Below are 12,899 nucleotides of genomic sequence, written 5' to 3'. Positions count from 1 at the left end.
ATCTCATGCATCAATCAATACTTTCGCACAATCAATATCCGTAATTAAAATATTTACAAAACCACCATTGATTGCGCCTAGTACAGCTTCTGCTTTTTGGCTGCCACCTGCAATACCAATACGTTTAGGAACTTTTTTCAGTTGTTCACTTGACATTCCCGCAACTCTTTGATTGAAATTTCTGAATTTTTCTATACTCCCATATTTATCGAAAAACTGCAATGATATGTCGCCAACTGCGCCATCTTTCACAAAACTATCTAATTCTTTTTCATCAATATAACCAGTCTCTAATAACGTAGATGCTCCACGTTGTGTGATACCAATTCCCATAATTAAGGTTGTTACATTTTTATAAATATTGAAAATACTTTTTACAGTTTTTTCATTTAAAAATCCTTCCAACACAGATACATTAGAAAATACTGCAGGAGAGAAAAACTGAACACATTCCCCATTAAACAACTTAGCAAATTCTCCAGCAATATAGTTCGAATGAATTTCAATTCTACTTTGACCAACGCCACCGACGATCGGTACAAACGTGCATTTTATCTCTTCATCCATCGTACTTTTTGCTCGGATTACGTTCTGTAAAGTCATCCCCATTGATACACCGACAACTTCTCCGTCATATAGAGTTCGCGACAAATAACTTAAAGTTTCTTCCCCTAAATTGCTACTGATTCTTTCTGTACCTATTTGTAAAGGACTTGAATCTACTACAATAACTTCTTTCAGCGAAAATTTTTTTTCTAAGGAACGTTCTAATTTTCCGAAGGTTAAATTATATGGACTAATAATTTCAACTTTAACAATACCTTGTTCTTTCCCTAACTTTAACATTCTCGAAACTGATGGCCTTGAAATTCCAAGATAATCGCAAATCTCTTGTTGACTCATTTCATCTTCATAATACAAACTACAGCATTTAAAAATAAGTCTTGTATCATCAATAATTTTTTTCACGGAAAAACCTCCGATACATTTTGCCAATCAAGTTATATTCTCTCTCTTATTTTATTTATAATCCGCTTACAATTCATATTATATAGATAGATTCGCATGTTTTCAATATATTACGATAAGAACAAATGTAAAAGTACAATGTGCTTATTTTCACTTTTACATTTGTTCTATTTATATACCATTGTAATAGTGTGATTATTTTCACTTTTAAAAATATTCCCAACTCCTGCCACAAAATTTTAAATTTCAACCTCTCTTTTACTATACTATTTTTTATTTGTGCACAATAAAAAAGGATGGTACAAAACTGTACCATCCTTTTGCTATATCTTACTCTTCGCCTTCTACACCAACTGCTACTTCTTGTTCCTGTTCTTCATTCACAACTTTGATATTACGATATCTACTCATTCCAGTACCAGCTGGAACAAGTTTACCAATAATAACATTTTCTTTAAGTCCAAGAAGCGGATCCACTTTTCCTTTGATCGCAGCATCCGTAAGAACACGCGTCGTTTCTTGGAAAGATGCAGCTGATAAGAAAGAATCTGTTGCAAGTGAAGCTTTTGTGATACCAAGCAGAATTGGTCTCGCAACTGCTGGTTCACCATCTGCTTCAATTGCTTTAGCATTTTCAGCTTCAAAATTATTTACATCAATATATTCACCTGGTAAGAAATCTGTATCACCAGACTCTTCAACTTTTACTTTATGAAGCATTTGACGAACCATAACCTCAATATGTTTATCGTTAATTTCAACACCCTGAGATTTATACACTTTTTGTACTTCATACACCAAGTAACGTTGCGTAGCTTTCAAGCCACAAACCCGTAGAATATCGTGTGGGTTAATAGAACCTTCTGTAAGTCGATCCCCAGGCTCAACGATCTCACCATCTTTGGCAATAATACGAGCACCATAAGGAATTTGATATACACGTTCTTCGCCGGCTTCAGGATATACTGTAACCTTACGAAGACCTTTCGTTTCTTTCACTTCCACCCGACCATCAATTTCGGCGATAATGGATTGACGTTTCGGTTTACGTGCTTCAAATAGTTCTTCAACACGAGGAAGACCTTGCGTAATATCATCACCAGCAATACCGCCAGTATGGAATGTACGCATTGTAAGCTGCGTGCCCGGTTCACCAATTGATTGTGCAGCAATAATTCCCACAGCTTCTCCGACATCAACTTGATGTCCAGTTGCCAAATTACGTCCATAGCACTTGATACAAACCCCAAATTGCGATTTACATGTAAGTACAGAACGAATCACAACTTTTTCACGAATTTTAACAATTTCTTCTGCCAAATCTTCGTCTACTTCTTGATTAATTCCCGCAAGCTTCTCGCCTGTTTCCGGATTGACAATATCCTCAGCAAGAACACGCCCAACGATACGATCTTTTAGATGCTCAATGACAGCAGCACCTTCTTTAATCGCTTGCACCTCGATACCACGAATATTGTTATTTCTAACTTTTACTTCTTTTGCATCACTTGCTAAAATAGCTTCAATATATTCTTCATTCAAAGGCACATTCGCTGGAACAATTTCTTCACCGGCATTATTTTTAACAACAGCAGTCGTATCTTTACCCAACATCTCACGAATCATTGATTTGCGAATTGCATTTCGTACACTTTCTTCCGGTGCACCTAATGTAATAGTTTCTGTTGTCGTAGCATTGCTAACCGCACCTTCATAGCCACCCGCAGTAGAACCACGAACTACAATTTCCGGTATACAATGCTGTCCGATTAATTGCAAATTATCTTCATTCAATACAGTTTCTTCAGCAAGAATAACCTCACCTGTTTTTGTATCTGTAACTTCATTTGCAAGCAATCGACCTAACAAGGAATCTTTCAATACTTCAATTGCGCTGGTTGTAGATCTTGCCAATTTCGCACGTTCACGAACCAAATTGATACCTACAATATCACAATCATCTTCACGAACAATCACATCTTGTGCAACGTCAACAAGACGACGAGTCAAATATCCAGAATCGGCTGTTCTAAGTGCTGTATCAGCCAAACCTTTACGAGCACCATGCGTAGAAATAAAGTATTCTAACACAGTTAAACCTTCACGGAAATTTGCCTTAATAGGTAAGTCAATGATTTTACCAGATGGATCAGCCATAAGTCCACGCATACCAGCCAACTGACGCATTTGCTGAATATTACCACGTGCACCAGAGTTTGCCATCATATAAATTGGATTAAATTTATCCAAGTTATTCATCATCGCTTTTGTTACATCATCGGTTGCTTGCGTCCACAAATTGATAACTTTATTATAACGTTCATCATCTGTGATTAAACCACGACGGAATTGTTTTTCAATAGAATTTACTTGTGCTTCTGTTGCCGCCAAAATATCTTTCTTTTCTGGTGGAATCTTAATATCAGCAATTGCAACAGTCATCCCCGCACGACAAGCATAAGAATAACCTAATTTTTTCACTCTATCAATAACTTCAGCCGTTCTAGAGTTTCCAAACTTCCGATAGCAATTACCAACCAACTTACCAAGATTTTTCTTATCCATTAAGATACCAAGCGACCATTCGTCATCTTCTTTATGATAATAACGAATTTCTGGTGGAAGACTTTCATTGAAAATCATTCTTCCTAAAGTCGTATTTACCATGCCATAGCCATCAATACGAACTTTAATCTGTGCCTGTAAAGATAACTCTTTATGCTGATACGCAAGAAGTGCTTCATTGATACCAGTCATAACTTTACCTTCACCAAGAGAACCTGGTCTCACAATTGTCAAATAATAAGCTCCTAGTACCATATCCTGTGTTGGAACAGCAACTGGTCGCCCATCTTTTGTCGAAAGAATATTATGTGCAGATAACATTAAAATACGTGCTTCAGCTTGCGCCTCTGCTGATAAAGGCAAATGGATTGCCATTTGGTCACCATCAAAGTCAGCATTATACGCTGTACAAACAAGCGGATGTAATTTTAAAGCGCGTCCTTCAGTTAATACCGGTTCGAACGCTTGAATTCCTAATCTATGAAGCGTAGGTGCACGATTTAAAAGCACTGGATGTTCTTTAATAACTTCTTCCAAAACATCCCATACTTCAGGACGAATTCTTTCGACCATCCGTTTCGCACTTTTAATATTATGTGCATGCCCTGCATTCACCAATTTTTTCATAACAAATGGTTTAAAGAGTTCCAGTGCCATTTCTTTTGGCAAACCGCATTGATGCAATTTAAGTTCTGGACCTACAACGATAACAGAACGACCTGAGTAGTCAACGCGTTTACCAAGTAGATTTTGACGGAAACGCCCCTGCTTACCTTTTAACATATCGCTAAGCGATTTTAAAGGGCGATTACCAGGTCCTGTTACAGGACGACCACGACGACCATTATCAATCAATGCATCGACAGCCTCTTGCAACATACGTTTTTCATTGCGAACAATAATATCAGGTGCACCTAAATCTAAAAGACGTTTTAAACGGTTATTTCTATTTATTACACGACGATATAAATCATTCAAATCTGAAGTAGCAAAACGTCCACCATCTAATTGTACCATTGGACGCAATTCTGGAGGGATGACCGGTACAACGTCCATAATCATCCATTCTGGTTTATTACCAGATTTCCGAAATGCTTCAACAACTTCAAGGCGGCGAATCGCACGAATTTTACGTTGCCCGCTTACCTCTTTTAATTCTTGACGCAATTCTTTTCCCATCGTTTCAAGATCAAGTTCTTCAAGAAGTTTTTTTACAGCTTCGGCTCCCATGCCGACTTTGAATGCAGCACCGTATTTATCACGATATTCTCTGTATTCATTTTCTGTTAACAACTGCTTCTTCATTAACGGAGTATCTGCTGGGTCTAATACAATATAGGAAGCAAAGTATAAAACTTTTTCTAAAGAACGAGGTGAAACATCTAAAATCAATCCCATACGACTTGGTATACCCTTGAAATACCAAATATGAGATACTGGAGCAGCTAACTCAATATGCCCCATACGATCACGACGTACTTTTGAACGAGTTACTTCAACACCGCAGCGATCGCAAATAATCCCTTTATAACGAATACGTTTATACTTACCGCAATGACATTCCCAATCACGCGTCGGTCCAAAAATTTTCTCACAAAATAATCCGTCACGTTCTGGCTTTAATGTACGATAATTAATTGTCTCTGGTTTTTTTACTTCACCATGCGACCATTCTCTAATCTTTTCCGGCGAAGCCAACCCAATTCGCATTGAGTCAAAATTGTTTACATCCAACAAGGGGGTGTCACTCCCTTCTATTCTTTGATAAGATCATCAAGATTTATATCATCTGTAGTTTCGTTATCATCATCATCCGTATTATCGTTCGACGATCCAGTTCCAAATTCACCGAGTTCAGCAATAATATCTAAATCAGATTCCAGTGGCTCTGCATCTTCATTCGCATTGTCATCGGATTCTTCATTTTGATACGGCGCTGTTGTTGTTGTTAATGCTGTCTTTTCGTTTTCTGCAACTACGCCATCTACATTTAAATCTAATTCTTTCGCTGTTTCATTGATATCCTCATCGGTATCATGAATCATAATTTCTTGTGCATCTTCCGAAAGAACTTTGATATCAAGACCAATACTCTGCAATTCTTTAATAAGAACCTTAAATGATTCTGGAACTCCTGGTTCAGGAACATTTTCACCTTTTACAATTGCCTCATACGTTTTAACACGACCAACAACATCGTCAGATTTCACTGTTAAAATTTCTTGCAATGTGTAAGCAGCTCCATAGGCTTCAAGAGCCCAAACTTCCATTTCCCCGAAACGCTGTCCGCCAAATTGCGCCTTGCCGCCTAATGGCTGTTGTGTTACCAAGGAATATGGACCTGTGGAACGTGCATGAATCTTATCATCAACAAGATGATGTAATTTTAACATGTATACACAACCAACTGTGACTGGATTATCAAAAGGTTCTCCTGTACGTCCATCATAGAGAACTGTTTTCCCATCATCACGAAGTCCAGCTGCTTTAAGCGTTGCAAATACTTCAGTTTCTTTCGCCCCGTCAAATACCGGTGTAGAAATATGTACACCTGCAACATCCGGTTTTGGTAACCCATGTTTATCAACATTGTATCCCAAATCTCGAAGTCTGGATTCAACAGTAGGATCGCCTGCTTTGATCTGCATGCCAAGCGCACGCGCTGCCATACCAAGATGCGTTTCTAAAACCTGCCCAATATTCATACGCGATGGCACACCTAATGGATTCAGAACAATTTGAACTGGCGTACCATCAGGTAAAAACGGCATATCTTCCTCACGCATAATACGTGAAACAACCCCTTTATTACCATGACGACCAGCCATTTTATCCCCGACTGAGATTTTACGTTTTTGTGCAATATAAACACGAACTAAATGATTTACACCAGGTGGTAATTCATCACCATTTTCACGACTGAAGACTTTAACATCTACAATCTTACCTGCTTCACCATGTGGTACTCTAAGAGAAGTATCACGTACTTCCCGAGCTTTTTCCCCAAAGATAGCACGAAGCAATCTCTCTTCAGCAGTAAGTTCAGTTTCACCTTTTGGTGTCACTTTTCCAACTAAAATATCTCCAGGACGAACTTCCGCACCAATGCAGATAATACCACGATCATCAAGATCTCTTAATGCTTCTTCAGCAACATTTGGAATATCACGCGTAATCTCTTCTGGTCCAAGTTTTGTATCACGTGCATCACATTCATACTCTTCAATATGTATAGAAGTGTAAATGTCTTCTTTAACAAGCTTTTCGCTAAGTAAAATCGCATCTTCATAGTTGTAACCTTCCCATGGCATAAATGCTACAAGAACGTTAAACCCAAGTGCAAGCTCTCCATTATCCGTTGCCGGACCATCCGCAATGACTTGATTCTTCCGTATCTGATCGCCTTTATAAACAATCGGACGCTGGTTAATACAAGTCCCTTGGTTAGAACGAAGATATTTTTGCATTTTATAGACATCAAGGGAACCTTTTTCTGTTCTAATATGAATTTCGTCCCCAGTAACTTTTTCTACAAATCCACCATTTTTTGATAAAATCATAACGCCAGAATCACAAGCAGCTTTATATTCCATACCAGTACCTACAATCGGTGCTTGCGTACGAAGCAATGGAACTGCCTGACGCTGCATATTCGCTCCCATAAGGGCACGGTTTGCATCATCATTCTCAAGGAACGGAATCATCGCCGTAGCAATTGATACTACTTGTTTTGGTGACACGTCCATATAGTCAACGTTTTCACCTGGAACGAGCAATGTATCATGTCTATGACGAGCAGTAACACGTTCATCGACAAACCATCCATCTTCACTTAAAGTCTGGTTCGCTTGCGCTACAATCATTTCATCTTCTTCATCGGCAGTCAAATAACGAACTTCATCCGTCACTTTGTGATTTACTCTATCTACTTTACGATACGGTGTTTCAATAAAGCCAAATTCATTGATCCTACCAAAGGTAGAAAGAGAACCGATCAAACCGATATTAGGACCTTCTGGTGTTTCAATTGGGCACATACGACCATAATGAGAATGATGTACGTCACGCACTTCAAATCCGGCACGTTCACGACTCAATCCACCAGGTCCAAGCGCACTCAAACGGCGTTTATGTGTCAATTCACTTAACGGATTGTGCTGATCCATAAACTGAGACAATTGGCTAGAACCAAAGAATTCTTTGATTGCTGCAACAACAGGGCGAATGTTGATTAAAGCCTGCGGCGTAATTACATCCACATCCTGAATTGTCATACGTTCCTTTACAACACGTTCCATTCTTGATAAACCAATTCTAAATTGATTTTGTAATAATTCACCAACAGAACGTACACGTCTGTTACCTAGATGATCAATATCATCTGTATTCCCAAAGCCATCCATAAGGTTCAGTAAATAGTTAACTGCTGCAATGATATCTTCTCGCGTAATTGTTCTATGCATATATGGCAATGTTGGCGAACAAATCATTTTAACTGGATTGCCTTCTTTGGTTTTGATCTTAAGTTCAATAACTTGATCTTCACCAAAAACAGCTTTCTCGTCGATCGCATCTAACATAGTTTCATTGATAACAGTATCAACAGGAAGAATAATTTCTCCCGTTTCTTTATCAACAACAGGCTGATAAAGCGTTTTACTCATCAAACGTCTTTTCCAACCTAATTTTTTCGTTAATTTATAACGGCCAACCGTAGCTAAATCGTATCGTTTTGAATCAAAAAATAAGGATTGTAACAATTGAGTTGCATTATCTACCGTTGGTGGCTCACCTGGACGAAGTCTTTTATAGATTTCTACCAAAGCCTCTTCTTTAGAATCGGTATTATCCCTTTCTAAAGTAGCTCGAATACGAGCATCATCGCCAAACAATTCAGTAATTGCTGCATTAGAACTAAATCCTAGCGCTCTAACAAGTACTGTAACCGGCAATTTACGGGTTCTGTCTACCCGAACCGAGATAACATCATTTGCATCGGTTTCTAATTCTAACCATGCACCACGATTTGGAATTACAGTTGCGTTGTATAATTTTTTACCACTTGTATCAATTGTTTCTCCATAGTACGCTCCTGGCGAACGTACCAACTGACTTACAATGACCCTTTCAGCACCATTAATAATAAAAGTACCTGTTTCTGTCATTAGCGGGAAATCACCCATAAAAACTTCTTGCTCTTTGATTTCGCCAGTTTCTCGGTTGATTAGACGAACGTTTACTCTCAGCGGAGCTGAAAAAGTAACATCTCTTTCTTTACATTCATCCACATCATATTTTGGCTCACCTAAACTAAAATTTTCAAAAGACAATACTAAGTTTCCTGTAAAATCTTGAATTGGTGAAATATCATGGAATATTTCTTGTAAACCTTCTTTTAAAAACCATTCATAAGAATTCCTTTGAATATCAAGAAGATGAGGCATGTCCAGTACTTCTTTAATTTTTGCATAACTATACCTGACTCTTTTGCCCACCGGAACAGGATTGAACATTAAATCCTTCACCCCTTAGCCCAATTTGACTAAACCACACACATCCATAGAAAATAGAATTATCAATGAAATACTAAAAAGGCAAGGCTACTAATTTTAATTAAAACCTTGCATTTTTATTGATGAAATACCATTTTCATCCTCCATTATATTACTATTTCCTATTTTATTATGCGTTATACCTATTTTGAATAAAATCTTGCGATAGTCAATCGCATTTTTAAGTATAATACTAAATTTAACATTATACATTCTGCAATAAAAAATACTATCATATTTATAATAAAATGTCAATATATATTTTATTATAATATGGTAAAATTAAAGAGTACCATTTTTTGGTACTCTTTAATTTTTAATACTATACCGAGAAATTAAACTTATTTAACTTCAACAGTTGCGCCAGCTTCTTCAAGCTTAGCTTTAATTGCATCAGCATCAGCTTTTGCAACTTTTTCTTTGATTGCTTTAGGAGCACCGTCAACTAATTCTTTTGCTTCTTTAAGACCAAGACCAGTTACTTCGCGAACAACTTTAATAACGTTGATTTTGCTTCCACCAGCACTTGCTAAAATAACATCAAATTCAGTTTGTTCAGCAGCAGCAGCACCGCCAGCCGCAGGAGCAGCAGCTACAGCTACAGGAGCAGCTGCAGACACACCAAATTTTTCTTCTAAAGCTTTTACTAATTCTGATAATTCAAGAACTGTCATGTTCTCAATGGCTTCCATAATTTGTTCTTTGTTCATTATAAATATACCTCCAAAATTTTAATTCATTTATTTTCATTCTAAAAGAATCATGCAGATTCTTTTTGTTGACGAACCGCGTCAAGCGCATAAACCACATTGCGAATAGAACCTTGCAATACATTGACAAATCCGGCAATCGGTGATTGCATACCAGCAAGAACTTGTGCAATAAGTACTTCGCGTGCAGGTAAAGCAGCAAGTGCTTTAACCGCTTCGGTATCAATTACTTTACCTTCAACTAAACCAGCTTTAATTTCCAAGCTTTCAAGTTTATTTTCTTTTATAAACTCAGAAATGACTTTTGCTGGAGCTACTGGATCACTTGCGGACACTGCTAATGCAGTTGTACCTTCTAAATATTGATCTAAGCCTTCGATACCAGCTTCATTAGCCGCAATACGAGTCATTGTGTTTTTTACTACACTATATGAAACACCCGCTTCACGTAATTTGCTACGAAGTTTTGTATCTTGAGCAACAGTTAAACCACGATAAGATGTCAAAACGGCACCTTGTGCTGTACTAAGTTTTTCTTTCAACTCAGCGACAACCGCTTGTTTTGCTGAAGTTACAGCCATAAACTACACCCCCTTCCTCAGATAAAAACAATAAAACAACCTCTGACTAAGAACGTCAGAGGTTGCAATAAGCCTAAGCTATGCTAAAACTCCGACCTCGGCAGGCGGACAAGTCCATTATACTCTCCAAAAGAGCACCTGCTTTCTACAGCCTAATAGTTAAAATATTAAGTTGTTAAAAGCCCTTTTAGGCTTTTGCGGAAACTTTTAGCGGATTCACCTTAACGCCAGGACCCATTGTTGTGCTCACAGTAATAGAGCGCATGTATTGGCCTTTTGCAGCGGCAGGTTTCACTTTATTCAATGTATCAATTAAGGTCTGGAAGTTTTCTAACAACTTGCCAGCTTCGAATGAAGCCTTACCGATAGGCGCATGGATATTCCCAGCTTTATCAGTACGGTATTCGATTTTACCTGCTTTAATTTCATTAATAGCACGGGTAAGATCCAAAGTTACAGTACCAACTTTAGGATTTGGCATTAAGCCTCTAGGTCCAAGTATTTTACCAAGGCGACCTACTGTACCCATCATATCAGGAGTAGCTACAGCGACATCAAAATCAGCCCAGCCTCCTTGAATTTTCGTAACAAGTTCATCAGAACCAACAAAATCAGCACCAGCTGCTTCTGCTTCTTTCACTTTGTCACCTTTCGCAAACACCAATACGCGTTTGCTTTTGCCTGTACCATGTGGTAACACAACGGCACCACGAACTTGTTGATCAGCATGTTTAGGATCTACACCTAATTTCACAGCAACTTCAACAGTTTCATCAAATTTAGCTGTAGCAGTCTTTTTCACCAAATCAACAGCTTCATCAGCATCATAAAATTTATCTTCAATTAGCTTTGCAGCTTCTTGATATTTTTTACCAAATTTAGGCATTTCTTTTTTCCCCTTTCGTGGTAATAGCGGTTTTCCCTCCCACGAGTATAGCATCAAAATTAAAATTTAATCAACGATTTCTATACCCATGCTACGAGCTGTACCTTCGATCATACGAGTAGCAGCTTCAATGCTAGCAGCATTCAAATCCTGCATTTTGCTTTCAGCGATTTCGATTGCTTTTGCACGTGGCAATTTAGCAACTTTTTTCTTATTAGGTTCGCCAGACGCAGTTTCAATACCAGCAGCCTTTTTCAAAAGTACAGCAGCTGGAGGAGTTTTTGTGATAAATGTAAAGGATCTATCCTCAAAAACCGTAATTTCAACTGGAATAATCAAACCACCCTGTTGAGCAGTTCTTTCATTAAATTCTTTAACAAAAGCCATAATATTAACACCAGCTTGACCTAGTGCAGGACCAACTGGAGGCGCTGGAGTAGCTTTCCCAGCAGGCACTTGTAATTTTACAAGCTTAACAACTTTTTTAGCCATATATATTACACCTCCTTAATATAAAACCAAATTAAATTTTCTCAACTTGGCTAAACTCCAATTCAACCGGAGTTTCACGTCCAAACATATTAACTAAAACTTTAATTTTACTACGTTCAGGACTTATTTCTGTAACCGTGGCCGCAAAATTTTCAAAAGCGCCAGAGTTAATGTGAACAGCTTGCCCAACTTCAATGTCAAAGCTAGGTTTAAGTTCTTCAATTCCCATAGATTTAAGAATACGTTTCACTTCAGTATCAGTGAGCGGTATAGGTTTAGTTCCAGAACCAACAAACCCGGTAACACCTGGTGTATTGCGAACAATATACCAAGATCTATCACTAACAATCATTTCAACCAATGCATATCCAGGGAAAACTTTCTTTTTCGTAATTTTTTTCTTGCCATCTTTATGTTCAACTTCATCTTCCATAGGTACAACTACACGAAATATTTCATCTTCCATACCCATCGAATGAACTTTCCGTTCAAGATTTGCTTTTACTTTGTTTTCATATCCAGAATATGTATGGATTACATACCATTTTTTTTCTGATTCCATCACTTAAGGGACGAAACTACGTCCCCCACCCCCTTAGCCGCCTTATCGTAGAATGACTTCGAGCATTTTAGCAAACACAGTATCACAAAGCCAAATCAGAATTGAAATAAAAACCACAGTAACAAAAACTACGCCTGTATACGTTACAAGTTCTTTTTTGTCAGGCCATGATACTTTTTTCACTTCAGATTTAACTTCACGAAAAAACCCTATTACGCTTGATCCTTCAGACTGTACAGCCGACTCTTCAGTAGCCAATCTTTTCACATCCCCATTATACTGCCACGCGGAACACAAGATTCGAAGTTATAATTACTTCGTTTCTTTGTGTAACGTGTGTTTCTTACAAAACTTGCAGTATTTATTGAATTCTAATCTATCTGGGTCATTTTTTTTGTTTTTATTGGTCTGATAATTACGCTGTTTACATTCAACGCAAGCCAATGTAACTGCATTACGCATCCTATGCACCCCTCTTGCCAGTAAATATACTACATTTCAAAATGTCACTAATATAATTTATCACACTTAGCATAAGCTGTCAATAAAATCAATGCAACATTTTAAGTTTTGTATTTACTG

The 12,899-nt window shown here is 37.8% G+C and carries 10 protein-coding genes and 1 other annotated feature; all 10 genes read right to left on the bottom strand.

All coding sequences use genetic code 11. The features are described from left to right. Positions 1–3: 3 nt before the first annotated feature. Positions 4–969 carry a sugar-binding transcriptional regulator gene (locus BN6559_RS16100; RefSeq protein ID WP_199884074.1) on the bottom strand — a complete coding sequence of 322 codons (966 nt, stop codon included), beginning with the start codon at positions 967–969 and terminating at the stop codon, positions 4–6. Between the two features lie 330 nt (positions 970–1,299). After that, positions 1,300–5,271 carry a DNA-directed RNA polymerase subunit beta' gene (gene rpoC / locus BN6559_RS16095; protein ID WP_110955676.1) on the bottom strand — a complete coding sequence of 1,324 codons (3,972 nt, stop codon included), beginning with the start codon at positions 5,269–5,271 and terminating at the stop codon, positions 1,300–1,302. A gap of 17 nt (positions 5,272–5,288) precedes the next feature. Beyond that, a complete protein-coding gene (gene rpoB / locus BN6559_RS16090) occupies positions 5,289–9,047 on the bottom strand; it encodes a DNA-directed RNA polymerase subunit beta (RefSeq protein ID WP_110955675.1) in 3,759 nt (1,252 codons plus the stop codon). A 380-nt stretch (positions 9,048–9,427) separates the two neighbouring features. Beyond that, positions 9,428–9,796, bottom strand: a complete 369-nt coding sequence (rplL, locus tag BN6559_RS16085) for a 50S ribosomal protein L7/L12 (protein WP_110955674.1) — start codon at positions 9,794–9,796, stop codon at positions 9,428–9,430. 50 nt (positions 9,797–9,846) lie between these two features. Continuing rightward, positions 9,847–10,377, bottom strand: coding sequence for a 50S ribosomal protein L10 (gene rplJ, locus BN6559_RS16080; protein ID WP_110955673.1), 531 nt, complete (start codon positions 10,375–10,377; stop codon positions 9,847–9,849). 21 nt (positions 10,378–10,398) lie between these two features. Further along, positions 10,399–10,546: a sequence feature (ribosomal protein L10 leader region), on the bottom strand. An 18-nt stretch (positions 10,547–10,564) separates the two neighbouring features. After that, on the bottom strand, positions 10,565–11,263 hold the full coding sequence (gene rplA, locus BN6559_RS16075) for a 50S ribosomal protein L1 (protein WP_110955672.1): 699 nt from the start codon (positions 11,261–11,263) through the stop codon (positions 10,565–10,567). 66 nt (positions 11,264–11,329) lie between these two features. Continuing rightward, positions 11,330–11,755 (bottom strand): 50S ribosomal protein L11, encoded by a 426-nt coding sequence (gene rplK / locus BN6559_RS16070; RefSeq protein WP_110955671.1) that lies wholly within the window; start codon positions 11,753–11,755, stop codon positions 11,330–11,332. Positions 11,756–11,786: 31 nt separating this feature from the next. Continuing rightward, a complete protein-coding gene (nusG, locus tag BN6559_RS16065; RefSeq protein ID WP_110955670.1) occupies positions 11,787–12,317 on the bottom strand; it encodes a transcription termination/antitermination protein NusG in 531 nt (176 codons plus the stop codon). A 42-nt stretch (positions 12,318–12,359) separates the two neighbouring features. Beyond that, positions 12,360–12,575, bottom strand: a complete 216-nt coding sequence (secE, locus tag BN6559_RS16060) for a preprotein translocase subunit SecE (protein ID WP_110955669.1) — start codon at positions 12,573–12,575, stop codon at positions 12,360–12,362. Positions 12,576–12,629: 54 nt separating this feature from the next. Beyond that, on the bottom strand, positions 12,630–12,779 hold the full coding sequence (gene rpmG, locus BN6559_RS16055) for a 50S ribosomal protein L33 (protein WP_110955668.1): 150 nt from the start codon (positions 12,777–12,779) through the stop codon (positions 12,630–12,632). Positions 12,780–12,899 lie beyond the last annotated feature (120 nt).

Origin of the sequence: Massilibacillus massiliensis (assembly GCF_900086705.1) — a bacterium.
In the GTDB taxonomy this organism is placed as follows: Bacteria; Bacillota; Negativicutes; order FLKF01; family FLKF01; genus Massilibacillus; species Massilibacillus massiliensis.
Note: the sequence above shows the minus strand (reverse complement) of the source record. Positions and strands in the feature narration are given on the sequence as shown.